At 59.9% G+C, this 24,851-nt stretch carries 17 protein-coding genes and 7 pseudogenes; 17 read left to right on the forward strand and 7 right to left on the reverse strand.

The window, feature by feature from the left end:
* Positions 1–14 precede the first annotated feature (14 nt).
* Positions 15–374 (forward strand): sunset domain-containing protein, encoded by a 360-nt coding sequence (locus QA637_RS19025; RefSeq protein WP_283066242.1) that lies wholly within the window; start codon positions 15–17, stop codon positions 372–374.
* 167 nt (positions 375–541) lie between these two features.
* Positions 542–754: a hypothetical protein gene (locus QA637_RS19030; RefSeq protein ID WP_283066243.1), complete on the forward strand. Its 213-nt coding sequence runs from the start codon at positions 542–544 to the stop codon at positions 752–754.
* 406 nt (positions 755–1,160) lie between these two features.
* On the opposite strand, the gene QA637_RS19035 is transcribed toward QA637_RS19030, so the two are convergent.
* The gene (locus QA637_RS19035) at positions 1,161–1,466 is read right to left on the reverse strand and encodes a hypothetical protein (RefSeq protein ID WP_283066245.1); all 306 of its coding nucleotides are present in this window, start codon (positions 1,464–1,466) and stop codon (positions 1,161–1,163) included.
* A 334-nt stretch (positions 1,467–1,800) separates the two neighbouring features.
* Between QA637_RS19035 and QA637_RS19040 the strand changes: the two genes are divergently transcribed.
* Both QA637_RS19040 and QA637_RS19045 read left to right on the forward strand, forming a co-directional pair.
* A complete protein-coding gene (locus QA637_RS19040; protein WP_283066246.1) occupies positions 1,801–2,778 on the forward strand; it encodes a 3'-5' exonuclease in 978 nt (325 codons plus the stop codon).
* 138 nt (positions 2,779–2,916) lie between these two features.
* Positions 2,917–3,522 carry a hypothetical protein gene (locus QA637_RS19045; protein ID WP_283066247.1) on the forward strand — a complete coding sequence of 202 codons (606 nt, stop codon included), beginning with the start codon at positions 2,917–2,919 and terminating at the stop codon, positions 3,520–3,522.
* A 149-nt stretch (positions 3,523–3,671) separates the two neighbouring features.
* On the opposite strand, the gene QA637_RS19050 is transcribed toward QA637_RS19045, so the two are convergent.
* Positions 3,672–3,824 (reverse strand): hypothetical protein, encoded by a 153-nt coding sequence (locus QA637_RS19050; RefSeq protein WP_283066248.1) that lies wholly within the window; start codon positions 3,822–3,824, stop codon positions 3,672–3,674.
* Positions 3,825–4,617: 793 nt separating this feature from the next.
* On the opposite strand from QA637_RS19050, the gene QA637_RS19055 reads away from it, so the two are divergent.
* The gene (locus QA637_RS19055; protein WP_283066250.1) at positions 4,618–5,073 is read left to right on the forward strand and encodes a transposase; all 456 of its coding nucleotides are present in this window, start codon (positions 4,618–4,620) and stop codon (positions 5,071–5,073) included.
* Positions 5,074–5,312: 239 nt separating this feature from the next.
* Entirely contained in the window at positions 5,313–5,924 is a 612-nt protein-coding gene (locus QA637_RS19060; RefSeq protein WP_283066252.1) for a hypothetical protein, read from the forward strand.
* 149 nt (positions 5,925–6,073) lie between these two features.
* Here the strand turns inward: QA637_RS19060 and QA637_RS19065 are convergent.
* Together QA637_RS19065 and QA637_RS19075 are read right to left on the reverse strand one after the other, a co-directional pair.
* Positions 6,074–6,960, reverse strand: a pseudogene (locus tag QA637_RS19065) (transposase family protein); the annotation flags it as partial.
* A gap of 522 nt (positions 6,961–7,482) precedes the next feature.
* Positions 7,483–8,220 (reverse strand): amino acid ABC transporter permease, encoded by a 738-nt coding sequence (locus QA637_RS19075; RefSeq protein WP_283067382.1) that lies wholly within the window; start codon positions 8,218–8,220, stop codon positions 7,483–7,485.
* Here QA637_RS19075 and QA637_RS19080 point away from each other — a divergent pair.
* The 4 genes and pseudogenes from QA637_RS19080 to QA637_RS19095 form a co-directional block, all read left to right on the forward strand.
* Positions 8,165–8,679, forward strand: a pseudogene (locus QA637_RS19080) (OB-fold nucleic acid binding domain-containing protein); the annotation flags it as partial. The gene QA637_RS19075 and the pseudogene QA637_RS19080 overlap by 56 nt on opposite strands.
* A 352-nt stretch (positions 8,680–9,031) precedes the next feature.
* A pseudogene (locus QA637_RS19085) lies at positions 9,032–9,208 on the forward strand (response regulator transcription factor); the annotation flags it as partial.
* A 4,030-nt stretch (positions 9,209–13,238) separates the two neighbouring features.
* Complete coding sequence (locus QA637_RS19090; protein ID WP_283066256.1) at positions 13,239–14,939, forward strand: pre-toxin TG domain-containing protein; 1,701 nt, start codon at positions 13,239–13,241, stop codon at positions 14,937–14,939.
* Positions 14,940–15,455: 516 nt separating this feature from the next.
* Positions 15,456–15,587, forward strand: a pseudogene (locus QA637_RS19095) (cysteine hydrolase); the annotation flags it as partial.
* A gap of 144 nt (positions 15,588–15,731) precedes the next feature.
* Here the strand turns inward: QA637_RS19095 and QA637_RS19100 are convergent.
* Together QA637_RS19100 and QA637_RS19105 are read right to left on the reverse strand one after the other, a co-directional pair.
* On the reverse strand, positions 15,732–16,169 hold the full coding sequence (locus tag QA637_RS19100) for a hypothetical protein (RefSeq protein ID WP_283066258.1): 438 nt from the start codon (positions 16,167–16,169) through the stop codon (positions 15,732–15,734).
* Positions 16,170–16,263: 94 nt separating this feature from the next.
* Positions 16,264–16,605, reverse strand: a complete 342-nt coding sequence (locus QA637_RS19105; RefSeq protein WP_346283776.1) for an AI-2E family transporter — start codon at positions 16,603–16,605, stop codon at positions 16,264–16,266.
* Between QA637_RS19105 and QA637_RS30895 the strand changes: the two genes are divergently transcribed.
* From QA637_RS30895 to QA637_RS19120, 4 genes and pseudogenes are all read left to right on the forward strand, one after another.
* Positions 16,598–16,759 carry a hypothetical protein gene (locus QA637_RS30895; RefSeq protein WP_346283777.1) on the forward strand — a complete coding sequence of 54 codons (162 nt, stop codon included), beginning with the start codon at positions 16,598–16,600 and terminating at the stop codon, positions 16,757–16,759. The two genes, QA637_RS19105 and QA637_RS30895, sit on opposite strands and share 8 nt — an antisense overlap.
* Positions 16,760–16,966: 207 nt before the next feature.
* Positions 16,967–17,582: pseudogene (locus QA637_RS19110) on the forward strand (IS110 family RNA-guided transposase); the annotation flags it as partial.
* 384 nt (positions 17,583–17,966) lie between these two features.
* Positions 17,967–19,355, forward strand: coding sequence for a transposase (locus tag QA637_RS19115; protein WP_283066260.1), 1,389 nt, complete (start codon positions 17,967–17,969; stop codon positions 19,353–19,355).
* A 391-nt stretch (positions 19,356–19,746) separates the two neighbouring features.
* A protein-coding gene (locus QA637_RS19120; RefSeq protein WP_283064986.1) for an IS630 family transposase occupies positions 19,747–20,692 on the forward strand; the annotation gives its coding sequence in 2 pieces (ribosomal slippage) (positions 19,747–20,085 and positions 20,087–20,692; 945 coding nt in all).
* Between the two features lie 125 nt (positions 20,693–20,817).
* On the opposite strand, the gene QA637_RS19125 is transcribed toward QA637_RS19120, so the two are convergent.
* On the reverse strand, positions 20,818–22,908 hold the full coding sequence (locus QA637_RS19125) for a bifunctional AfsR/SARP family transcriptional regulator/alpha/beta hydrolase (RefSeq protein ID WP_283066262.1): 2,091 nt from the start codon (positions 22,906–22,908) through the stop codon (positions 20,818–20,820).
* Positions 22,909–23,023: 115 nt separating this feature from the next.
* Here QA637_RS19125 and QA637_RS19130 point away from each other — a divergent pair, with 115 nt between their 5' ends.
* The 3 genes and pseudogenes from QA637_RS19130 to QA637_RS19140 all read left to right on the forward strand — a co-directional run bounded on the left by QA637_RS19130 (position 23,024) and on the right by QA637_RS19140 (position 24,331).
* A complete protein-coding gene (locus QA637_RS19130; RefSeq protein ID WP_283066264.1) occupies positions 23,024–23,257 on the forward strand; it encodes a hypothetical protein in 234 nt (77 codons plus the stop codon).
* A gap of 77 nt (positions 23,258–23,334) precedes the next feature.
* A pseudogene (locus tag QA637_RS19135) lies at positions 23,335–23,547 on the forward strand (hypothetical protein); the annotation flags it as partial.
* An 81-nt stretch (positions 23,548–23,628) separates the two neighbouring features.
* Positions 23,629–24,331, forward strand: a pseudogene (locus QA637_RS19140) (molybdate ABC transporter substrate-binding protein).
* Positions 24,332–24,851: the final 520 nt, after the last annotated feature.

Here is a 24,851-nt window from a genome sequence, read left to right on the forward strand (position 1 = left end):
GCGAGATGGGGAAAGTGGTCGATTTCGATCCGCGCAAGCGTCAGAAGTGGAAGTCCGGACGCAAAGGTGCGGTACGACCACAGACGCTTTATGCCCGCAAAGTCCGAGTGGATGGTCATTTTCCCGATTGGGTCCCCGGGGCAGCGCTCGCGACCGGCATCGCAATACTCGCCGTCGCGATGCTCACATCGCCAATCGCGTCCAGCATTGGATGCGGCATCAAAGGTAACGTCAGCTTCGGCGGCGAGCGGATCTACCACGTTCCGGGACAGGAATATTACAGCGAGACAATCATCAATCCGCTACAGGGGGAACGATGGTTCTGTTCCGAAGAGGCGGCGCGTGAAGCTGGGTGGAGGAAGGCATATCGTTGAAGCGAAGGCACCACCGACTCTCACCTGCACACGCGTTTTCTTCTTTGTTACGTCCTGGTCTTCCGGCCCAAAGCCATGGAGCGCAAATTGCCGAACCGATGGAAGCGCGGGAAGTCGTCTAGCCGGTGAGCGGTCTGGAGGCGTCAAGATACAAGTGGGAGAAGCGAATGAAATTTGGAATGAGGAAGCCGAGCTTGAAGAAGAGCCTGGCGGCCCGTACTTCGGCAAGGCGGTTTGTGCGGCATAACTTGGGCGTAAAGGCCCCGAAAGGGTATGGCTGGATCACCAATCCGAAGAAAGCCGCCTACAACAGGATCTATAACTGGACCACGTTCAGCTTGTGGCGCCTTATTTGGGGACTGATCAGCGGGCGCCGGTAGGATTTAGATCTGGTTTTCTTGCGCTTTGATATGGCGCTACGCTTCTAGTCGCGCTTGCAGGCGACAGAAAGAATAGTCCAGACAAACACCTTTCCAGATTTCAGGGGCCTTCGGTTTGACTCTCTTCAAGGCGACGTTACATCGGATTCCAGATTAGGCGTTCCACAGGCTGCAAGCGCACGTCTCAAAAGTTCTCGTGACGCCGTCGTGTACGAGGAAGTCAGCCAACGCGAATTGCGAGAAGTATACCGAAATACCGAGCTCTCGCATGGCACTTCCGAAAATAGAGACGCTGATCGATTTTGTTGGACCATCCATGAGTCTTAAGCGTCTCGGGGCTGCACTGTCCCGCATCGGATTTTGCCGCTCGCTGCATACTATCTTCGCAACATGGCGGCGCGAGTTCTTAAATCCCTGACCCGTTGAGCTCTTGGTCGTCATCGCCTTCCCAGGGTGAGGGCATAGAGGTGCGATTGAGATTGGCCGATGGCATCGGCATCCAGCACTTCAATTCGGGCTCGGCGTATATGATGATGCAGCCTGGCGAGGAATCAGCGGCGCGCCAGCCTTCTGGGCCGAACTGATCGCCACTCGACCAGTACGCGAGGTCAACTTCTGCCGCCCCCTGTTCGGACGGGCGGATCGTGACGAGGATCCGACTGCCGTTTTTCGGCGCGCTTGCCATGTGGCGCCAGTCGTCTGGCTCGGCCATCATTTTTCCTCCTGCGTTGCTGCAGAAGTGTCGCCTCACCATCGAAAACGGTCAACTCCAACCTTGCACAATCCATTGTCTATGGATTGACTGGGTCGCGTCCCCACAGGTGGTGTAATAGGTGGTAGCGAAACCGCTCGCGCCCTCGACAGCGCCGTAGTGAGCGAGCGGCGTGCCGGAGGTGGATATCCTTTTTCGACAGATTTCTGGGTATTCTGGCTGGTGTGACCTGTTCTGCCGACCTCAATCGCGTTGCCAGAGTCTCACTCGGTTTCTATCCTGACGCATGATCAGCACCGCACTGGTGCCCCGAAGCCCGAGGACACTAAGGCCGATGACATCTCAGCTGGATATGTTTGCCTCGCCGCCTGAGCCAGGCAATGACGTCGTTGTGAAGCTGCGAGGACCCTTGAAGCTGCGGCGGCGGCGGCCACTCGATGACGAGAGCATGGCCCGGCTTCTGGAGGAGAGCGGCAGCTATCGCGTGCTGCGCAAGCTTGTCGGCCGCCGGATCGTCGATATACCGCGGGCGGGATTTCCTCGCATCGGAGTGATCGTCGACACCGAGACGACGGGCCTCGACCACAGCAAGGACGAGATCATCGAAATCGGCGCAGTTGCGTTCACCTTTGACGACGAGGGCAATATCGGCGACGTCACGGGCGTTTACGGCGGCCTGCAGCAGCCAACTGTCCCAATCCCCCCTGAAATCACCCGCCTGACAGGAATCACCGACCAGATGGTTGCCGGGCGGATGATCGATGTCGGTTCGCTTCGAGCGTTGCTCGATCCGGCCGACCTGGTGATCGCCCACAATGCCGGATTCGATCGTCCGTTCTGCGAGGCGTTCTCAAGCATGTTTTCCGGCAAGGCATGGGCCTGTTCGGTCAAGGAAGTCGATTGGGCGACGCGCGGTTTCGAGGGCACGAAGCTCGGCTATCTGATTGGTCAAAGTGGCTATTTCCACGATGGCCATCGCGCCGTCGACGACTGTTTTGCTCTGCTCGAGGTGCTCGCCGGCGCCGACGGAGTGACGGAGCCAAGCGCTTTTGCGGAACTTCTCCAGACAAGTCAGCGCTCGCGCGTGCGCATCTTCGCCGAGCATAGCCCCTTCGACATGAAAGATCATCTGAAGGCTCGGGGATACCGCTGGTCGGATGGCAGCGACGGCCGCCCGAAATCCTGGTGGATCGACATCGACGAGGAGCAGCTCGCCGCGGAGCTCGCTTTCCTGAAGTCAGAGATCTACCGGTGGCAAGAGGCCGACCCACCGGTCAAAAGGCTGACGGCGTTCGATCGGTACAAGGCTTGATGGGATGGCCTTGCCGCGCAGCCCGTCGCATCCAGGTTGCGCAGGCTCGGTTACCGCGATGGTGTTGCCGTCTCGAAAGTTGTGAGGAAGCAACAGCTGCAGCCGGATCACTGTCCGCTTGCTCAAGGTTGGAACACTATGAAAAGACCGTGGAAATTCCTTGCCCAATTGATGTCCCGGCGACCATCGGCGGAAGCGCAAGAGAGTTCGATCGGGAATGACACCGATTCCAAGGCTCTCGAGAGCGAAGTGGAGCATACGTCCGCAGATCCGCCCAGTTCGACGGTAGCTGCCAGCCCACATGCTCATGATGAGGACGTCTCGATTGATCAAGGGGCGGTCGCATCGGATAAGGCGAAAGGCGATGCCGCTGTCGCACAGGCGCTAAAACCGCCGATCGATGCTGAAGAGCCTCAAACAAGTGCGCGTCATGAAGCCGACCATTCGGGTGCCGAAGCCAATTCGTCGGTTCAAAAAAGCGCAGCAAGCACAAAGTCGCAAAGCAAACCGCGGATCAAGCGTCGAGAACGTAGGAAGAGAGTCAACGCCCAGGTGGCTGTGCAGAGCGCTGTCGCCCCAAAGCATCATCACACCTTGCCGCCCCCGTCTTCAGGTGACCTGTTCTTCCATGAAATGGCAACACTCGACGAAGAAATCAAAATGCTGAGGACCCAACTCGCCCGAAAGCTTCATCTGCAGAACGCCCAGCTTAAGAAGATGCTTGAGCGATTCGAAGTTTCATGAGCTTGGCGCCTTCCTACAAGCGCGCACTTGCGTCATCTTTTGCCGGCGGCGAAGCCCTCGCCGCGACTCAACTGAATGAGTGCGAGACCTTTTTTAGCAGACGGCCATCCATCGGCTCAGTGTCTATTCGCCGCTGCGCACGTTGCGCCTCAGGACAGCCCAGCGACAATACTCAAGCCCAGATCGTCGCGAATCCCTGCTTGATAAGCATTGATCAGCTTTGCGGCGAGCGCTTCAGCTTCTTCAGACTTGCGTGACAAGGCTCGCCTTTGCAGCTCGTCTTGGAAGGCCCTGCCGATCATGGCCAACTCGTCAGGCCCAATTGGATCGAAACTCAAGGTTTGCGCTGAATTCGTCGTTCCCCCCTTCCGCCACCGGATGCGACGGAAGACCCTTTGTACCCCTGCGTTTGAGTCTAATTTGTACGAGTGCAGCTTCCTGGAGATCTATCGAACGTGAGCCGTCCTTAAGGCCGGACCATCCGTATCGGTCCACTGCAGTGCCGCAATGGCCGAGCCGAATAGCAGGGCAGGTATAGCCAGAGCTCCCATGAACCTGAGCATCTGGAGCCGACGTGTGCGCTTTCCATCCCAATCGTAAGCCATTGCTACGCCCTTGCTACTGGGAAACAGTACGCCAAGATAGAACCAGAGAACGACTTTCCGGTCGAGTCAATTTTCAAGTATTACTTTTAAACGAATTTCATCGGCGGGATTTATATTGGCGTACAACTGGCGTCGGTAGAAAATGAGGAGTAGAGCTCGCCAAGCAATTGAAGCACGGCGATCGCCTTGGCCGTGACCGGCAGGCGTGAACTCTGGAAGGCGGTACCCTGCGGCATCAGACTGCGATACCGTTCACGCCGCGCCGAACCTGCACCACCCTGTAGGGGTCGCCGCGATCGTCAAATGGAGGGACAGTAGTAAGCAGAGTGCCGTCTATTTCAGGTGAGAGCTGGCAGCCTTTCACCGTCGATCATCAGGCTCCAGGCACAAGCCAAACATCAACGATCCGTAAAGCAGGACTATGATGGTTGTGTTGACTCTGTGAAGCACTCAGCCGAAAACAGGCGATGACTAAAGGAGGATATTGCGGATGGCTGACGAGAGTAATGCGGGACCAGTTGCTGCGGCTGTAGCGACGGACGCAGAGGTGAAAGCACCAACGGCTAAGAAGCGGAGGTCGCCACGGCCTCAGAAGGCGGCTTCCGAACCAGGTCAATCAAAGGCGCCGGCCGCTAAACGCAGGGCGTATACCGAGCAAGAGAAGAGCGAGAAGTTGAGGCTGATCGCGACGCAAGTCAGCGACGGCAGCACCCTCAAGGACGCTATCAAGAGCGCCGGCATATCGGAGCAAACCTACTATCATTGGAAAGGTGCTGCGAAGCCTGTCGAGCAAAAGGACACCAAGAGCGCCAAGCCGCTACCAGCCGGCGATGAGTTGGCAGATCTTGTCCAGCTCGAAGAGGAAAACCAGAGGCTCCGCAAGCTACTGGCGGAGAAGCTGCGAGCGGAAAATGCCGAACTGCGCAAGAGGCTCGGTCTGGACTAATCAGGGCCGGGGATGCGCCGGGCGACGCCTCTTCGCGACCTTCGTGTCGAGCTTATATTTGCTCCCATTCGGCATTGTCGCGGCAAACGAAGCCCTGCTGTTGCCGGCTGAAAGGCGCGCCAGCTGCGAGTTGGCGAGCGGTTGAAGCGCGCGAGGAAGGGCTGTATTGGTGCGCCCGCAGGAATGCAGCGGCGCCGATCGGCGTTGCATCTTTTACGGTTGCTTGGGATCGAAAGTAGATGAAGACGCCACAACGGAGATTCGCTGTTGAATTCAGGTCGGGGCGACGACAGCCAAAAGCCCCGACGAACTCCATCTGGGGGGACACAGATCTCAAGGCTTTGGCCCGTGAAGTGGAGGATGCGGCGCCGCATCTGTTCGATTCAAATAAAGGACCTGGAACGCCTGACTCGGGTGAGACTAGGCCGGCTGATCCGATCAATGCAGGGTCTGGCAACGAACGCGTCGACGACGTCGACGTTGCGCCAGCAGCGGTACCATTTGGCAACGGAGTAGAGGTCGAAAACTCGAAGCACCATGAGGCCGATCATCCGGCCGAAGCGGCTGTGCAAGTTGAGGAGAGCCAACCGGCACCGCAGCGTCGAGCGACATCAAGCGGCACTCCTCGAATGCGCGCCCAGCGGGCGCCCGCCCAGACGATTGCGCTCAACTCGACGGTTGGGCACGATGATCGACAGCCGCGGACCGGGACTGTCGACAATCCGACCTGCCACGACGAGCTTGCCGCCGTGGACGCAGACAACAAGCGCCTCAAGAGGTTGCTGGCTGAACAGCTGCGTGCACAGAACCTGTGGCTCAAGAAGATGCTTGAACGATTTGGTGCCGAATAGCGAGGTCGCACCACTGGCGTCAGGGCCAAGAAAACCGCTTAGGCGCGCGTTCCGCGGATAGCCGCGCGCGGGCTGCGCTACCTCGATGTCACCGCCGCAGCCGCCCATTCAGTCGGATAAGCTTTCCACATGGCAGACCATCACGGGTGCCAGGGCAATTCGATGGCGTTGCGGATGGTGCCGATGTCAGGGCGCAAGACCCGCGCGAACCGGATCATCGGGGCGAGCCCGGAGCTGATGGTATCGTCGATCCAAATGTCGAGCTTGCTCGATTCACCCTCCGGAGAATGCCGCGAAATCGCATGGCAAGGCTGCGCATCAACTCATGTGATCCCTGCTTCAGGGCGTCCACCTTGCTCGCCTGATTGATGGTCAGCATGCTTCGCGGCTTCATACAGAGGGCAGTTGCGACCACCGGCGAGATCACATGGCCGGTCTCCGGATCCCGTATCGGGACAGCATCGCGAGCCGGTTGATCGGGTATGATCGGAGCCGGCGACGCACCGTCCTTGACCGACCTCTCGGCGCGGCGCCAGCTTGCGAGAAGCCGCTCGAGATTCGAAAAACCGCCCGGGTAGCCGCGCTGTTTGATAAAGTGAAACAGATGCCGTCCGCAGCGATTGCGATCTTTCCAACACTGGGCGAGAAACGCCTCGAAATATAAGGGGGATGTCGGCTTCAACACCGACCTTCGCCGGTCGGGTTGGCGTCTCAAAAGTCAACCATTTCGCGATGCTGCGTCGGCCGTTGCCGGTGCGACGTGCGATCCGGTGAACGTTTGTCGTTGACAGTTCTGATGTGCGCACCGCCAGCGGCTCAACCGAAGCTTCACCGTTACGGTCTTGCCCTGGGCCGGCAGATCTTGAAGGCTTCGGTTGGACCAGCCATGCCGATTTCGGGTCCGCCGTCCGCAATCAGGGCAAATGCCGAAGGCTGGTCCGACGGCGGAAAAACAACCCAACTGTCATCATCAGTGAGCGCGACACCCAGAACTTTGACCCCCTGGGCCGGGCGACCATTTCGTTTTCGTTCGCATGCCCACCCATAGCGGCATCATATCTAACGAACACAAACTGAGGAATACCCTGATTAAATGGCAAACGACAAGCCCGGCGCGGCATAGGCGCGGGCGCCGCCTTTCAAGCGTCGGCAGCCAAGCCTCGTGTGGGCCGGCGATATCGACGAGCGTGGTGACGCCGCTGCGGATGAGATCGCCAAGCATGATCGTCAAAGAGGCCTCGCGCGCCTCCTCACTGATCTCGATCAGGGTCGAGTATTCGTACATCGCCTGGCCCCAGAGGGCGGCGGTGCCCATGTCGTCGAAGATGCCCTTGGACAGCGGCTCCTCGTCGGAATGGCAATGGATGTTGACGAAGCCCGGCAGCAGCATGCGGCCGGACCCTGTTCCTCCTGTTCAAATGGGCCGGTATAGCGACCTCCGACATGGAGGATCGCGCTATCGTCGAAGGCGATGTCGCCATCGGAAAGATAGGCGTGGGTGCCAGTTTGTTCGTCATAGATGACGATCGTCTCGACATTGCGAATGACGTGGATGGACTTAGTCATGGGTCGTCCTGAAATGACGCTCCAGGAAGCGGCTATAGGCTCCCATCAGCGCGCTGAAGGTGAAGTAGACGGCGGCGGCGAAGACATAGCCTTCCAGCACGGCAATGCCCTGCCAGGCAGGATCGCGCATTGCCGAGCGCACGGTATCGAGGAAATCGAGCAGGCCAACGATGGTGACAAGCGTGGTGTCCTGGAAGAAGCCGATGAAGAGCGCGACGAGTGGGGGAATGACCTTCTTGATCGCCTGCGGCAGCACGATTTTGAACATCACCAGCCAATAGCCCATGCCAGGCGCCGCACCAGCTTCGAGCTGCCCCTTGGGCACATCCTGCAGGCCGCCGCGCACGATCTCGGCGATATAGGCGGCGGCGAAGATGATGATGGCGATCTGCGCGCGCAGCAGCTTGTCGACTGTAACGCCGTCGGGCATGAACAGCGGCAGCATCACCGTTGCCATGAAAAGGATGCTAATCAGAGGCACACCGCGGACGATCTCGATGAAGCACGTGGCCAGGACGCGGATCACGGGCAGTTCGGATGTGCGCGACAGCGCAAGCAGGATGCCGAGCGGCAGCGCGCAGGCAAGGCCCACGAAAGACAGCGTGAAGGAGAGCGGCAGGCCGCCCAATTGCGTCGTCGGAACGGCGGGGCAGACGTGAGGTTCATCGCCGCCACGGCAGCATCCCCTGGGTTTCCTGCGGAGCGATCTCGGCAAGCGTCGGATCGTCACCTGTGCCGAGGCGATGACGCCGCGTGACGGGCAATGGCTAATGGCGGCAGTCCTGGTGCTGGTGCGCCAGCGACCAGGCTCGGCAAAGGGTGATGTTCATCACCATCGAGGACGAGACCGGTGTGGCCAATGTCGTCTCTGGCCAAAACTCTTCGAGCGGTCGCGCCGGGTGGTGCTCGGCGCTAGCATGATGGCGATCAACGGCAGGATCCAGCGGGAAGGGGAGGTGGTTCACCTAGTTGCCCAGCAACTCTTCGATCTCTCGACCGATCTATCGGGCCTTGTGAACGCGATGGAGCATTCCGGCCACCGACCGGCGGCGGCAACGAGTTCGCCCATGGCTCTCCCGGAAGTCCGGATTCCCGCGAGCGGCCGGTCCCGGGAGTTCGGGCGAGGGATATGTTTGTGCCGGATCTTCATATCGATACACTGAAGGTCAAGAGCCGGAATATTCAGTAATGCTCAAGGCTGACGACTGGGTCTTCGGTTCGAATCCTTTCAGGCGAGGGATAAACAGTCGAGTTCCCGAAACGCGGCGGTTATGGCCGGCCTACCTATCGTCCAAATTGGGTCGAATTTACCCGTTGCCGCAGGTCTCATGAGGGTCAAGGGAGATCTTGAAGCGTCGGACACGTCGCGCGCTGTCCCAATTGAAACCGTAGCGATTCCGGACCGCAAAGCGTTCATTTTCTTGAGGCGAGTCTTGATCGAACGCCAACGCTCGGATCGTTTGACTTGCCCACCAAAGAGGCATCGCTCCTCAGACCACTGTACCCTTGTTGCCGACGATCTGAACTAGTCCATTTTGATCGGCAAGGGCGCCCTCACGACGCGCGAGGCCCAGATTCTCGATCTCATCTGCATGGGCATGCAGAACAAGATCATCGCCGGTCGCCTCGGGCTTTCGGAAAACACCGTCAAGGTGCATGTCCGCAACATCTACAAGAAGATGAACGTGCGCAACAGGACGGAGGCGGCGTCGCGCTGGTGCGAGGGCAAGTCTGACCACGCAATTCGCAAGGTCGCCTGCTGCTGGCGGCCTTGTTCCCTGTCGGTGTTAAAAAGATTGCATAGTGTGTTGAAGGGAACTGCTGGCGCCGTGACCGCGAAAAATCGGGTAGTGACATCACCCTTTCACCGCCGATGGCATGCGATACAAGCCGCCTATGACGCCACAATGTTCAAGCTCGGCAAGGACTGGAACGACACTCGTCAGGCTGGCCTCGAACACCAACTGGAACACATCCATTTGCCCTATATTTCAACGATTGCCGGTGCTCCGGTCGGTGCTATCCTGATCTCCAGACCCGATCTGCACATGCCTCATGCGGTTCAATTGCTGGCCGCTTCTTTCCGTAGCGCGCTCGTCGATTTGCGCAAACGACACGAGCTTGGGGGTGCTGCAATGAATGAGATCATCGGCAAGATTACACACAAGGAAAGCGGCCTCGGGGTCCCGGATCTACTCGTGATCGTCTATGACCTCGATCCCGACACGCGCCCTGAAGAATTGGCGCTTGACGGTACCCTGCTTTCGGGCACCGCGGTGACCACCGGCGTGGCGGGCATGTCAGCGCTCGGCGATCGAATTTGCTCCGTCGCGACTGATCGGAACGGCGCGTTCGGGTACAAGTTCGAGGATTCCGAATTCAAGATTCGGAGCGAGCAGGAAAAGCGCCCGGACCTTCTGCTCATGGTGGCAGCGCCGGAAGAAACGGGCCAGGACCCGAACTCCCGTATTCTCCATTTCTCGCTCGCCGTACGCCAGAATGCCGGTCGGCTCGAGACGTTCCTGATCCGGCTTTCCTCCGAGCAGTTGACGAAAGCCGGCATCCCTTTGCCGACGCTCAACCTCGCGGACAGTGAGCCGTCGGGAAGTGTTCTCACCAGAGTGGCCGCCATCGATGAACGGCGCGAGGCGATGCGCTTGGGGCTCGCGGAGCTGACGCGGAAGCAATTGGAGATAGAGAAGGTACGGCTCGAGACCTTCCATAACGACATCAAACCGCGGTTGATCAAAGAGCTTTCGACCGTGAACGAAAACTTGGTGAATCCCGAACGTTTGGTCCTGCCGGGCCAAAGCGTTCTCGACAAGAGCGTCGCCGTCATGACGGACGCCATCACGAAGGTCATCAACGATCCGGTCGCCCGGTCGCCGCGCCGAGGCTATGTCAGCCTTTCCGATGATCAGAAGGGGCAACTCGAACCGCTTCGCGATGCCCACGGCTTTATCGATGAATCGGACGTTGCGAAGGTCCTGGGCCCCTCACCGTCAGTCGAGGCGCAAAACGGAAACGCGGCCCTCATTCGAGAGGCTCCTTTGGTCCAGGTCTGCCGCGACCTCTCGCGAAGGCAAAGGCGAGCAGCCGAACTCCTGAATGTTCCGGCGGGTAGCCCGGATGAAGACACTGGCGATGTCGAGGCTGGCGCCGGCGCGATTGTTCCGGATGACGATCAAATCACCAAAAGCGATATAAGGCGACGCCTGTCCCATCTGATGAGCACACTGACCTCGCCGGAGGAAGAAGTCGTCAACGGCCTGACGCCCCGGTCGGACAAGATCGAGGTCCAGAAGCAGATACGGCAGCTGTCATTGGAGAAAAGCCCGGCGGACACGCCCGCCTATTTCGATTTTCACAATCTTCAGATCGCTTTCGAGCATGTCTGGCAGGAGGTGATCGATCAGGGCCTGATCGACCTCGCCGAAAATGCGTTCGACACGATCGTCGCCCTGGGGGGTGACCCAAACGCGTTCGATTTCACAACCAATGTCGGGCACGGCTTCGTGAAGCTCGGCAGGCGGGTCGCGAGGACCGTCAGGGACCATCGAGATGGCGCCGACAGCGGAGATAGTTCAACGTGGTCGGGTGGCACGAGGGTCACCGACTCTTCCTGGGGCGAGGCCCGCGACCATCGCACCGGGGCGCTCGGGGTCGCCGACGACCTGCCTCAGGTCCTGAAGGATCTGGAGCAGCGGATAAAGGAGCCTTTCAATTTCACCATCTACGCGGCGAACCAGAAGGAACGCAGCATCAATTTCGGGATCCTGCTGACCTACAATCAGGAATGGAAGCCGCAGGCCTACCAGGCGGGCGAATTGGTCAGAACCATCACGCTTGCTCCGAAACAGGTGCAAAAGGTAAGCGTCACCAGGAAGATCCACAAAAAACGCTACCAGAAAGAGGTGGAGAACCACGTCCGGAGCTGGCGCGAGGAATCCACGCTGACGGCGCGGGCTGAAGAGGAGATCGTGCGGCGTGCTTCGGTCAAGACCAACTTCAACCTAACGACCCAGCATAAGTTTGACGTCAAGGTCCCGGGGCTCGGAAGCACCGACAATACGGTCACGAGCAGCTTCACACGGGACGCCAGCAAGTCGTCCGACGACATCAAGAAATCCTTCCACGAGGCCGTCACCAAATCGGCACAGGACTACAAGAACGAGCGCTCCACCGAGGTCGTCACGGAGGATACCGAGGATCTCGAAACGGTGGAAACGACGGAGATCACCAACCCGAATGACGAGATTGCCGTCACGTTTCTATTCTACGAGCTGCAACGCCGCTTCCGCGTTTCGGAATCGCTGCACAAGATAACACCGGTCATACTTGTCGCTCAGGAAGTGCCGCGACCCGACGAGATCGATAACGATTGGCTGATGACCTACGACTGGATCCTGCGGCGCGTGCTCCTGGATGATTCGTTCCTCCCGGCCCTCGATTATTTGACTGAGAACGTCGCCGGCGACGACGTGGCACTGGCGCAGATGAGGCTGAGCCTCAAGGCCCAGAGCGAGAAGACGCAATCGCTTCGAGCCATCCAGGAGCGCCTGCAAATCAGAATGATGGCCCTGAAGGAGTACCTTCGCTTGCTGAAGACTCCGTCATTCCTGGATGAATTCAGGAACCCCTTGTACAAGGAATTCGCAAAGGACAAGGCGGCGGTCGAGGATGCCATTCAGGCCGTCGCGGACGATCTGAACGACCTCGGCGGCCAGATCGGGAAGGAAACCGAAGCGCTGAACGCACTGGTAAGTGCCTATTCCGAGGCATTCCGGGACCACGTCAATCATCTGACGCAGATCGCCCGGCTGCGCATGCATGTCAAACAGAACATCCTCTTTTACATGCAGGCCATTTGGAACCATGAGCCCCCGGACCAGCGCTTCTTCCGGCTGCACAACACGAAGACGCCGGTGCTGCGGAAAAAGCGCAAGTGGATACGGGTCGACTTCAGCGCCCCTCGCCCCGACATGATGGCGGCGATGGCCCACAGGACGCTCCCGAGTTTCAGCGCCTCCCCGGTGCGCACATACGAAGTCGAGACGAAGTATGAACTGCACCCCGATTTTGATCCCCAGCTCCACTACGTGCCGCTGTCGCAGGTCGCCGATCTGGAAACGCTTCTCGGGTTCAAAGGCAACTACGCCGTGTTCCCGTTGAAAGAGTCCAACGCGCTGACGGACTTCATGATGGCTCCGTATATCGACCACGCCTTCAATGCCCTGGTCGACCCCGACGACCTCGGCAACTGGTCCCTCGAGGACTTTTCCGATTATGTTTGTTGCTTGCGGGATCAGCTGGACGACGCTGAATTCGATCAGATCAAGGACCAGCTCCAGGCTCAGTTCAAGAGGCTTCTGACCGCCAGCCGGCGGGCCGACGACATGGTCACGGTGCCGTCGGGATCGCTGTTCATCGAAGCTCTTCCGGCGACCCATTCCCTCATCGAGGAGTTCAAGGCTCGCCACCGTGCGGTCGACGTCAAACGGGCTCAGGCGGAAGTGCGAAAAATCGAGCTGGAGAATGTCCGTTACGCCGCCCGCGTACTCGGCGATGAGCTCGAGGATCCGGAGATCGAAAGGAAGGTCGTCGTCGAAGGGTCGAGTGTTGTAATTCCCGCCGACGATACTTAGGAACGCTGCGCCCCCGCGCGCCTTGCCAGACGCGCGAAGGCGCCGTAGCACCTTGAATTGCTGCATGTTTCTGAAGGAACATAAGAGCTGGAGGAACCGCGCGATGGGCGACGGGTTCAGCGACAGGATGTGCTCCGCCCCGCTCACCGAGGACCGCATGTGTTATGCCCCGGGCGTGAGCCCGCCACCCTCGGAACTGGAGAGATTCAGGCAAGCGCTTCCAGAGGCAAGCAAGGTCCACAGAAACGAGCAGCTTCGCGCATTGCTTCCTTCGCCGCAAGTGATCGCGGCCGAACGGCGCAGCAACGAAGCGGACTTCAAGAAACTCCTGCTTGATGCCGGCCTCACCGAAAAGGAATTCGAGATCGTCGTCGTTTACGCGCGAGAGCAATTCTACAGCGGCGTCAAACTGTCCGAAGAGGTCCTCGAGGATCGCATCCGGGCGCTCCACCCGCCCCCGCCTCGTTTCCCGGGCACGGTCGACCCTCGCGGCTACAACGTGGGCGTGATGCCCCGCACGCAGATCGCGTTCGACTTCTTCCTGTCGGCCGCTCAGGAATGCTTGAAACCCCAGAACTTCCTCGAGTGCTTTGGCACGGCGCTGAGCCTCGCGCTCGATTTCATGCCGGTGATCGGGAACATCAAGGGCCTCATAGAGGCATATACGGGCCGGGACCTTATAACTGGCGACAAGATCCCTGACTGGGCGCGGTGCCTCAACGTGGCGCTGGCCGTATTGCCTGGAGCGGGCGCTGCGTGGAAGGCGATCCGCGCAGGCTTGAGGGCCGCCCAGCGCGGCAGCAAAGCTGCTGTCAAGGCAGTCCTCCCGATCGCCATGGTGGTGGCCGTCGCCAAGGCAACGCCCGCTGAATCGATGCAGATCATCAAGAATGTCGCCGGTCTCAACAGGACCGTGCTCCGGACCGCTGCAAAAGAGGCTGAGAAAGTGAGCGGGGGCGTCCTTTCCGCGAGCAAGGCGCAGGACGCGGCGGTTCGGGAACTGAGCCGTGTGCTCTCCGCCGAGCAGGTTGCGGATATCGAAAAAGCGATATCGCAGAAAGCGGCAAAGGCGCCGATAGCCGAGGCCCCGGCAGCGTCGAAGGCTGCGACAAGCCCGGCCCCGCCGACACCGAAGCCCCAGGTCCCGGGCATGCCAGGCGCCGTGCCCGGCGCGGGATCCGGCGGCAGCGGAGGAGCAGGACGGCGACCGAGGAAAAAAACGCCAGGAAAGACCGGTCCAAAGGCCCTGTCTGCGGCCGAGAGGACAAAGGCCTATAAGGACGTCGGGTTCGAGAGAAGGAATATGCCGCAAGGTGACCAATACAAACCCTGGGGGCGGTACCAGGTCGGGAAGACGGGAAAGAACTACGAGCAGGCCGCGAAGCTCAAGGATGGTCGCGAGGTCAGGATCGATGATCTCGAAATAAACAAGGCCGCGCCCGAAACTCTCGATCTGGTCGACTACAAGCACTCGAAAGAGGTCACCGAGATCGCCGACATACTGAAGAAATCGAAAGGTAAGTATGACGATGTTTTCTTCAAGGAACTTGAGAAGTCCGGGCACTACCAGGGCTTCGCCGGCAAGATCGATCAATTCTTACGCCAGGCCCAACTGATCCTCGAGAATCCAAAAGCTTTGGGCCAGATTATCATCCGGTGCAGCGACAGCCGGACTGCTCACATTTATCGACAAATAGTCGACAATCTATACGGCAACATCTTCACGAAGGTCGGCAGGAAGTGGGTCAAATCGGAAGGACTGGAAAAGATCATTGACGCGATCAAGATCGAAGTTGTTCCTTGAACCACTACAACTTTGGATTCACCGTCACGATCTCTTTCGAAGCCCGGAATCCGCGGATCGCCTCGGCTCGTCGACACGCCTCATCCCAAAGCGCTTCGTCAATCTCGTCGGGCAATGGATCGTTCATGCAGAAACACCGTCTATTTCGTCGACGGTTGAATCTCACATTACGTGCCAAAATCAAAGGGACAATCTCAAATTAACTGCCAAGTCTCAAATTAAGTGCCAAGCTATCTTTGCCGAGCTCAACTATGGGGGTGAAACCTTGTCGGTGGACAAGGTGCGCTCTTTCAAGGGATGGCCGCGCAATTCTGGGCGCCGCCACGATCAGAACACGAACATGTAGAGCAAGATGATGACGATCAGGGGGACACCCATCAGCCAGAGAATAATGCCTTTCATTTTGCGAATCCGCTTCTGTTGCCAGGACGAGGTAACGCGCCGCGGCGAAAAGCGTTCCTTTGGTTCCTGCCGGTCGACTCCATCGATCGGCCTCAGGAACATCCCGTTGATTTGTGGGTTGACGGCACTCTCCACTCGAGACTTCAACGCGATCGGGTCTCGACGCTCGTTATCAGTGACGAAACCGACGTCTGCGTTCTCGGCGCTACCCTCGGCGCAGTCGACCTCCGCTACCGGGTAATTCTCCGAAACATTTCTCACGGAGGCAGGTTAACACGCAGCTTTATTGCCGCTACCGCATTTCGTCGGTACGCTAATAACAGAGGCTGAACGAGAGGATTGTCTCCATCCTCGAATTGCGGTCGGCTGTCGCCGATTGTAGTTATTGGGCTAAAAGAGCTTGGCCATGGCGCGCAGGCCGGCCAGATCCCTGACGCCGTTGTGATAGAGTTCGACCAGTCGTGCAGCGAGTTCCTTTGCTTCTTCACTCTCAATCGGCAGGTTTCGTTCTTGGACGGAAATCTCCAGGGCATCCCTGAGCATCTCGAATTCACCCGGCAAGATAAGATGAGATCCGTCGCCGATGCATGCGCCCATGACATTGCCTCCTGACATAGCGCTATCCCCTAAAGTGAGCAACGCTCGCCAATGGATGGCTGGCATTGCAATCAACCGGCTCAATAATAGAGGCAGCGCGCGAACCGGCATCGCATAGCACCTTTTCCAACCAGCGATCTGCTGGATGGTTCCTGCTATCGAGGCCGAGTTATTGGCCCGATGCAGGAAGATCGAATTCTGCAATTGCCGGAACAACTGCTTGCGCGGCATTCTCCGCTGATCCTACTCGGCATCGCCGGCGTGGTGCGTTGAGGGGCCGGCGCAGCTCACAACGGAACGGCCCGCCTACGAAGAGCGCGGGTTTTCACTTTTGTCTGTTGCTTTTGTCCGCGGTCGATTGTTCGCCCGGAAATACCGACCACGCCGCCAGGAACAGCGCGGCGATCACCGGGCCGACGACAAAGCCGTTCGGACCGAACGTGGCGATACCTCCAAGCGTCGAGATCAGCACCAGGTAGTCGGGGATCCTGGTCTCCTTGTCGATGAGGGTCGGCCGCAGCAGATTGTCCACGAGCCCGATCACCAGCATTCCGTAGACGAGCAGCACGACGCCCTGCCATGCCGCCCCTGAGGCCAGCAGGTAGATCGCAATCGGTCCCCACACAAGACTGGTCCCCACCACCGGCAGAAGTGCGAAAATGACCATCACCGTGCCCCAAGCACGGGGCTCTGATACCAAGCATCCAAAGGATCAGGGCACCAAGCGTCCCCTGCACGAGCGCCACGACGATGCTGCCTTTGACGATGGCGTTGATTGTGAGCGCGAAGCGGCTGAACAGCGCTCGGCGGAGAGGGCTTAAAGAGCAAACAGGATGGATGTTTTCGGCGCGATCATTTCCATCTTCGGCCTGTTCTGGCTATCCCGAATGCCCTTGGCTGAGCGCCTGCTGGGCCAACCGAAGACACCCAGCGACGCACTCCTACACGCGCGAAGACGGTTCCTTGAATGGCTGGCGGAACTGCCTGGCTGGCCCGGAGGCGCTCTCATCGTGGTCGGCGGTCTTATGATCCGCGGCCACCTGACGGAATATGGCTGGGTCGCGCCCAAGGGACCGTCCTATGTGGCGATGCTTGCCCCTGCTCGAAGAGGAGGAGATGGCCTCCTCGTTGCCGCCGGCAGCCCTTGCGATGTTCAGGGTGATGCTGGACCTCCTGGCCGAACTGGACGGCAGGATCACCGACCTTGACCGCGAGATCGCGCGGCGCGCCCGCGAGGATGCGGTGTCGCGGCGGTTGATGACGGTTCCGGGCGTCGGGCCGATCACCGCAACCGCAATCGCCGCGCTCGCTCCGCCGGCCGAGACCTTCGCAAAGGGGCGCGACTTCGCCGCCTGGCTCGGGCTTGCCCCGCTGCAGAAGTCGACGGGCGGCAAGCAGAAGCTCGGCGCGATCTCAAAAATGGGCGAGCGCACGCTCAGGCATCTGCTCATCATCGGCAGCATGGCGGTGATAAAGCAGGCAGCAAGGCGCGGCGCACCGAAGGGCTCATGGCTGGAACAGATGTTGGCGCGCAAACCGCGGATGCTGATGGCGGTCGCGCTCGCCAACAAGATGGCACGGATCGTATGGGCGCTGCTCATGAAGCAGGAGAGTTACCGAGCTCCGGCCGCGGTCACGGCGTAAGCCGGGCCGGCCAGGGGCCGTCGGAGACGTGGTCGGTCGAAGGAGGGTATGGCACAGCAGTCGGCGAGACGGGGCCGGAAGAACCAGGGCTCACCACCGTGCCAGCGAGCACGCTCAGGGTGATATGGTTCCGGTCCGCGCACTCCCATGCGGGCCCGCAGCCTTTGCGCTGCATGAAGAGGCCGGACAGATGGCAGCATCCGACAACGTGCCAACCGCCGAAAAACCGCTTGCGTCTTAGGGGGCGTCCACAGATGGTGAGCGGTCGCTCGGCCACATGGCTGCGGCGGCTGCGATGCGCCGATACTGTTGAAAAACTCGTCATTGCAGGCACTTGGGACGCGTGATTCAATCGTCTGAGTGATTTGGCAGGGGATCAGGCGAATGATGGGATTTCAGGCGGCTCCGGCGCAGCTCTTTTACGATTTCAGTCTCGAAGAGCACGTGCCTGCCGACCATCTCCTACGCCGGATCGACAGCCACCTGCACCTCGATGGCGTTCGCGCGCAGTTGAAGCCCTACTACAGCAGCACGGGCCGCCCGTCGATCGATCCGGAACTGATGATGCGCATGCTGATCATTGGCTACAGCATGGGCATCCGGTCGGAGCGCCGGCTGTGCGAGGAGGTTCATCTCAATCTCGCCTATCGTTTGTTTTGCCGGCTTGGACTGGACGGCAAGGTGCCGGATCATTCGAGCTTCTCGAAGAACCGCCATGGACGTTTCCGGCAAAGCGATATCCTTCGGCATCTGTTCGAGACGGTGGTTGAGCGCTGCCTGGTGCAGGGACTTGTCGGTGCTGAAGGCTTTGCCGTCGACGCCAGCTTGATCGCCGCGGATGCCAACAAACAGCGCTCGGTATCGGGCGCAGAATGGAGCGCGCAAGAGGCGAAGGAGAATGCAGGCCGCTCCGTTCAGGAATATTTGGCGGTGCTTGATGACGCTGCTTTTGGTGCGGCTTCGCCGGTAACGCCGAAGTTTGTTTCCCCGTCAGACCCGGCAGCCCAGTGGACGGGTGCCCATAAAGGCCATGCCTTCTTCGCCTACGCCACCAACTATCTGATCGACACCGACCATGGCGTCATTCTTGACGTGGAAGCGACCCGTGCCATTCGACAGGCTGAAGTTGGCGCTTCACGCACCATGATCGACAGAACAGAGAACCGCTTTGGTCTGAAGCCGGGCTATCTGGTCGCCGACAGTGCCTACGGCTCCGCTGACAATCTGGCCTGGCTTGTGAAGGAAAAGGAGATCGCTCCGCACATTCCTGTGTTCGACAAGTCCAACCGGACAGACGGGACTTTCTCGCGTGCCGACTTCAATTGGGATGGCGAGGGAGATCGCTACATCTGCCCGGCGGGCAAGGAACTGGTTCAGTTCCGCCGCACCTACGCGACGCCCCGATCGGGCATCACCAGTGAAGGCACCCGGCTTTATCGGGCCAGCAAGAAGGACTGTGATGTGTGCGACCTGAAGCAGCGCTGCTGCCCGAATGCAGTTGCTCGCAAAGTCCCGCGTGATCTCAATGAGGATGCCCGTGACGTCGCCAGAGCCATTGCCAGCACGCCCGATTACGAGCGTTCACGGCATCGTCGCAAGAAGGTCGAGATGCTCTTCGCTCACCTCAAGCGCATCCTGCGGATGGCCAGGTTGAGACTGCGCGGTCCATGTGGTGCACGCGATGAATTCCTGCTCGCAGCAACGGCACAAAACCTCAGAAGGCTGGCAAAGCTTAGGCCTTCACGCCTCCCATCCTCCGCCATGGCCGCATAATGGCCGGTTGCCTGGAGCCGTCCCACCGCATCAGAACGGGAGACACCTTGCCGACCCTTTGAAAAACCGCGTGCAGAGCGTCGCGGATGCCCAAACTGCGAGTTTTTCAACGATATCGGGCGCACAGCCGACGTTCGTAAAGCGTGGCGGGAACGACTGGACCGGGCTCAAACGAGCCATTCCGGGTCCTCGTCGGCTACGTCCGCAAGGGGCTCAATCGAGCATTTATTGCCCCGGACGCCAATGACAGCCGGGTCGAGGGCGGCCGTTGATCCGACAGACGCTCATGCACGAATTTTAGAGTCGGTCAGCGTTAAGCTGAATCGAAACAGGATTCCCTTTTTGTTGGGATTGTGATTCAAGATCATTGCTGGTGAGGAGGCCAGCAATGATGGCGCGACCTCTTTCTTTTGATTTACGCCAGCGCGTCGCCGCCGCTTTGGCCGGAGGCATGACCGTGCGGGCGGCCGCCTTGCGCTTTGGGATATCGGCGGCGACGGCGGTGCGGATCGGCCAGCTCGACCGGTCCGGCCGCGGTTTGGCGCCGGCCAAGATGGGGGGCCATGTCAAACCCATGCTGCGGGGCGCGGCGGCCGATGAGGTTCACCGCCGACTGGCGGCCAAAACCGATTGGACGGTGCGGGCGCTTGCCGCCGATCTGAAGGCGGCCGGGATCGATGTCTCGCATGACACCGTTTGGCGGTTCCTGCGCCGCGAAGGCAAGACATTTAAAAAAAACGCTGATCGCCAGCGAGCAGGACAGGCCGAAGGTGGCGCGCTTCCGAAGCCGCTGGAAGACCCATCAACATCGACTTGATCCGCGCCGCCTGGTGTTCGTTGACGAAACCTGGGTCAAAACCAACATGACGCGCAGCCGCGGCTGGTGTCAGCGCGGCCAGCCGCTGATCGCCAGAATACCGCATGGCCATTGGAAGACGCTGACCTTCCTCGCCGGGCTGCGTCACGACCGCATCGTCGCACCCTTCGTGCTCGACGGCCCGATCAACGGCATTGCCTTCACCGCCTGGGTCGAGCAATGCCTGGCGCCAACCCTCAACCCCGGGGATATCGTCATCCTCGACAATCTCGGCAGCCACAAGGGCAAGCCGGCGCGCAGCGCCATCCGCGACGCCGGCGCCCATCTGTTCTTCCTGCCGCCCTACAGCCCCGACCTCAATCCGATCGAGATGATGTTCGCCAAACTCAAGACCCTGCTGCGCAAGGCCGACGAGCGTAGCGTCGAGGCGACATGGCGGCGCGTCGGCGAAGTTCTCAAGGCGTTCAGCCCGCACGAATGCGCCGCCTATTTCAGGCATGCAGGATACGTTTCAACGTAGGTCTGACAGACTCTAGGTTCGTTGACGAGCGATGTTCCCGTTCTGTGCTTCGAAGATCGCATATGTATCGTCGGGAACGTCGCGGCTGCGCTTTGACGTATGCGAGCTTGGTCCGAATTCATCGTTCAGGAGTGCGGTCCAACGGAAAAATACGGCCATGGGCCGGGGATCCCGGGCAGGTCGAGCTGACCGCGCGGATCAAAGGCGAGGTTGGCACCGATGACGAGATCCCGCACGGTGCGGGAGGCAATGATATCGCCCGGTCCCGCGCAGCCTGCAAGTTCGGCGGCAAGCCGCAAAACCGGGCCAGCGTAGCGGCCATGGTGCCTCTCGCACTCGCCGATGTGGACGGCTGCTCGCACATTCAGGCCGATATGATTGAGGCGGCCCCGAAGATCGAATGCACAGGCGATCGCCTGGCTGGGCTGCCGGAACCCAGCGACAAGCCCGAAATCCTGGAGGTCGATCGCCTCACCATCGGCGGCACGAAGCTGCCGAAAGGCGTCGTCCTGCCAATCTTTCATCCGTCCGGAAGATGAGCTGTTCTCGGACGGGTAGTGGGCTTGAATGTTCAGATGCAAGACCGTCAGCAAGGTGCTTTCGCTCGGACCAGGCTGGGCAGAGGCCAGGAACCGCCGGATTTCGTCCATCAGCCGATCGGCATCGGCGCCCCAGATGATATGGTCATCACCGGGCAGCTCCACATAGGTCGCGCCGGCAATGCGGCTTGCTAGATAACGCCCTTCTTCTGGCTTAACCCAACGGTCGCCGGTTCGCTGGGTGATCAGGGTTGGAACGCGAATCGCCGGAAGGATCTCGCGCGCATCGATCTCGACGCTCCAGCGCCACAAGGAGACCGCATCGGCGGGGGATGCCGAATTTCGCAGGTAAGCCGCAAACCATTCGCGTTCCACCATATTGTCGACGAGGCTCGGGGCCGCCCGGCTGAAGTCCGCAGGGCGGCCCCACTCCCGTTCGATGGCGAGCAGGTCCTCTTCGAGTTCCTTCCGGGTGCGCCCCCAGGGATAGTCGGATGACCATAGTCCTCGCGCATAGGCGCCGTGCAAGATAAGGGCGCTCGTGCGTTCAGGATAACTTGCGGCGAACAACATGCACATGAGGCCGCCTTCCGAGCTGCCGAACAGGACCGTCTTCTGCGATCCGACGGCATCGAGGACGGCGCGAACATCCTGCATGCGCTGTTCAAGTGTTGGAAAGCCGGTGCCACGATCGGAAAGGCCCGTGCCGCGTTTGTCGATGCGGATCAGGCGGCAGAAGGAACCGAGATGGTGCAGAACGCGCGACAGTCTCGGCGACTCCCAGGCGTAGTCCAGATTAGAAACCCAGCCTTGCACATAGACGAGGTCGAAGGGGCCGTCCCCTGTCACCTGGTAGGCGATGCTGACCCCGTCCGATTTCACGTAGAGGGTCTGGGGGCGGCCTTCGAACAGCGCCCCTTCTTCTGGCGGCCGCCCGGCAACCGGGGCCGTGCGCCGCGCCCGCAGATCCTGGTAGAGGGCCTGTGTTTCTGGCTCGGGCCGGACGCCGAGCTGCTTGCGCAGCGTATCTGCGCAGCGCTGATATTGTGCGAGGGCGAGATTGAACTGCCCCTTCGTCGCGTAGGCGCGCATCAGCGTGCGGTGTATGTCCTCCCGCAGCGGCTCCAGGCTGAGCAGGCGTGTTGCCGCGGGGACGTAGGCACCCGACTCGTTTTCCGCGATGCGGCGGCTGATGAGTTTCTCCAGAACGGCAATGGCGAGCAGCCGCAACCTTTCCCGTTCGGTGCGAAGCCAGTCTTCGAACGGCTCTTCCGCAAGATTGAAGCCTTCGAGCAGTTCTCCGCGATAGAGGGCGATCGCCTGTTCGAGCTCGTCCGTCGCGGTGCCGGCGGCCAGGGCCTCAAACTGCCAGACGTCAAGATCGGCATCGCGAAGGGCGAGTGTCACCCGGTCCCCCTTGATCACGAGCCATTCCCGTCCTGTCGCCTCCAGCGTTCGCCGCAGCACTGACAATGTTTGCCGCAGGTTCGTGCGGGCTTGCTCTTCGCTCGCCCCGCCCCATAGCAAGGCGGCAAGTTTCTCGCGTGATTGGGAGTGTCCGGCCTGGAGCGCCAGATAGGCCATCAAGGCACGCGCCTTGCGCGTGGAGGCTGGAGACCCCGCAACAAGCCCCGCGCAGTCGAAACCGCCCAGCAGGGTGAGGAAGGGGCGTCTCATCGAATTCGCTAAAGCCATCTTTTTACGAATCCATCACACGCGGCCTCACACCCTTTTGACGGGGACGGAGGATCGTTGCGGACGACGACGCACGTCGAGGTTGGAGGGTAGTGCAATGAGTTTCATCCGTAAAGGCGAAGAGGAGATGCGCGAGGGAGCCGAGAGGCCCTGGTGGTGGACGCGCCTGCATGATCTATGGATTGCTGCCCTCAATCCGGTTGTCCTATGGCACCGACAGAGCGAGCATCTTCTGCGGGATATCGGCAAGACCGCTGCCGATGCCGAGTGGGAGGCGTATCGGAGAAGCTTTGGCTCGTTTCGCCGATTTCGTTTTCCGGATCGCGAATAGGCGTGTTTTTGGCAAGCGGCCCTGACCGGGCGTTCGTCCGACGTGTGAACGGCACCCCTGTGCCTGGTCACCGCGGCGCTCCGCGGGCGGCGGTGCGTGTGCGTATAAACGCCCGGTTGATCGATGCGATTGGAGGGGACCACCTTTGGGCCGAACGGTTCGACAGTGGCTTGGAGGACATCTTCGCCGTTCAGGATGAGGTGACGGGCAAGACAGTCGAAGCGTTGGTCGGCAGATTGACGGCCGCGCCCGTGCGCAACAGACTCACGAACCTGACTTCCGCCGATCTGCGAACCAGCTTCCGCATTCACAGCATGTCGCTGCACGGGATATGATAGGCGAAGTCATTTTGACCGATTTCAGGTTAGGCCATGGATCAGGAAATCCGACTTTTTGGCGCTGTTGCTGTCCGGCCCGCCGTCCTTGCTCTCATATCTCCGTTCGAAACAGCGACAGGATATACTGTTGCGGCCAAGTTCGAACCCAATCCGACAGTAAAGAAGCAGATTGAGGCCGGTGAGCCTTTTGACGTCGTCATCATCAATCCACATTGGTTCAGCATCTGACCGCCTTGGGAAAGGTGAAGGTGGGGAGTCAGGTTGCGTTGGCCGGATAGCAATGGGCGTGGCAGCCAAGGCAGGCAGTCCACCGCTCGACATAGCGTCCGTGGAAGCGTTCGAACACGCATTGAAGAGCGCCAGATCAATCGCCTATGCCGCTGACGGAACCAGCGGCGGCTACTTCTCCGGGTTGCTGGAGCGCCTGGGGATAGCGGACGAGGTGAAGCCCAAGCTGGTGGGCAGAACGGGAGGGCAGACAGCGCTGGCTGTAGCCCGCGGGGAAGCCGAATTGGGGGTCGTTCCCGTGACTTCGATTCTCGCCGCCGCACCTGATGTCATGCTCGGCGGCCGATTTCCCGCGGAACTGCAAAGGTACATCGACTTCGCCATTGGCATCAGCGCCGATCCAAGGGACGCAGAAGCTGCCAAGCGACTGTCGGAGTTTCTGATGGCGGATGAGGTCGATGACACTTTGGCGGCAAAGGGTGTCGAGCGCCGCCAATCGCATGCTTGATAAGCTCGGCTCACGGCCGCTAGCCGGTGGGCGTCGTGGTGGCAACTCTTGCTGGTGCCCAAGCGTCCGCTCTGGGTCGAAGCGAGCCGTTCTTCACGAGCCCTGTGCGCCCTTGTTGGGATGACGTTCACGTTCTGGGCTGAGAAAATCGCATAATATATCGACTGGAACACTGGAATTTGCGCGATGAAGGGTCGCCGCCAGACAGGCTTTCAGCGTACCGGAAAGAACGCCGAAAGCCGTAGGGGCGAATGCCATAAAGCGCGCGAGCGCGCGCCGTCGCATTCGCCGTGTAGGTAAGCCAACCTGAGTGCATCGAAGCTCGCGCCTTTCTTCCTTCCAGAGTGTGCCGACATATTCGGCGAAACCCGTCTTTGCCTTCCCTAGGCGTCCAGAAATCTTCGAAGCTGGCGAAGTCCATGCGAATGGTGATCATGTCGATGACATCGTTGAGGCCAGCATCCCGCCAAGCGCGCGAGATCGCCAGGTCGCGTTATTGTCGCGAACCTCGACATAGCCG

The sequence above is a fragment of the Sinorhizobium terangae genome, assembly GCF_029714365.1.
Classification (GTDB): domain Bacteria; phylum Pseudomonadota; class Alphaproteobacteria; order Rhizobiales; family Rhizobiaceae; genus Sinorhizobium; species Sinorhizobium terangae.

Excerpts from the sequence above, each read along its gene's own strand:
- QA637_RS19030 (WP_283066243.1), top strand. The coding sequence starts at position 542 with ATGAAATTTGGAATGAGGAAGCCGAGCTTGAAGAAGAGCCTGGCGGCC.
- QA637_RS19035 (WP_283066245.1), bottom strand. The coding sequence starts at position 1,466 with ATGGCCGAGCCAGACGACTGGCGCCACATGGCAAGCGCGCCGAAAAAC.
- QA637_RS19040 (WP_283066246.1), top strand. The coding sequence starts at position 1,801 with ATGACATCTCAGCTGGATATGTTTGCCTCGCCGCCTGAGCCAGGCAAT.
- QA637_RS19045 (WP_283066247.1), top strand. The coding sequence starts at position 2,917 with ATGAAAAGACCGTGGAAATTCCTTGCCCAATTGATGTCCCGGCGACCA.
- QA637_RS19050 (WP_283066248.1), bottom strand. The coding sequence starts at position 3,824 with ATGATCGGCAGGGCCTTCCAAGACGAGCTGCAAAGGCGAGCCTTGTCA.
- QA637_RS19055 (WP_283066250.1), top strand. The coding sequence starts at position 4,618 with ATGGCTGACGAGAGTAATGCGGGACCAGTTGCTGCGGCTGTAGCGACG.
- QA637_RS19060 (WP_283066252.1), top strand. The coding sequence starts at position 5,313 with ATGAAGACGCCACAACGGAGATTCGCTGTTGAATTCAGGTCGGGGCGA.
- QA637_RS19090 (WP_283066256.1), top strand. The coding sequence starts at position 13,239 with ATGGGCGACGGGTTCAGCGACAGGATGTGCTCCGCCCCGCTCACCGAG.
- QA637_RS19100 (WP_283066258.1), bottom strand. The coding sequence starts at position 16,169 with ATGCCGCGCAAGCAGTTGTTCCGGCAATTGCAGAATTCGATCTTCCTG.
- QA637_RS30895 (WP_346283777.1), top strand. The coding sequence starts at position 16,598 with ATGACCATCACCGTGCCCCAAGCACGGGGCTCTGATACCAAGCATCCA.
- QA637_RS19105 (WP_346283776.1), bottom strand. The coding sequence starts at position 16,605 with ATGGTCATTTTCGCACTTCTGCCGGTGGTGGGGACCAGTCTTGTGTGG.
- QA637_RS19115 (WP_283066260.1), top strand. The coding sequence starts at position 17,967 with ATGATGGGATTTCAGGCGGCTCCGGCGCAGCTCTTTTACGATTTCAGT.
- QA637_RS19125 (WP_283066262.1), bottom strand. The coding sequence starts at position 22,908 with ATGAGACGCCCCTTCCTCACCCTGCTGGGCGGTTTCGACTGCGCGGGG.
- QA637_RS19130 (WP_283066264.1), top strand. The coding sequence starts at position 23,024 with ATGAGTTTCATCCGTAAAGGCGAAGAGGAGATGCGCGAGGGAGCCGAG.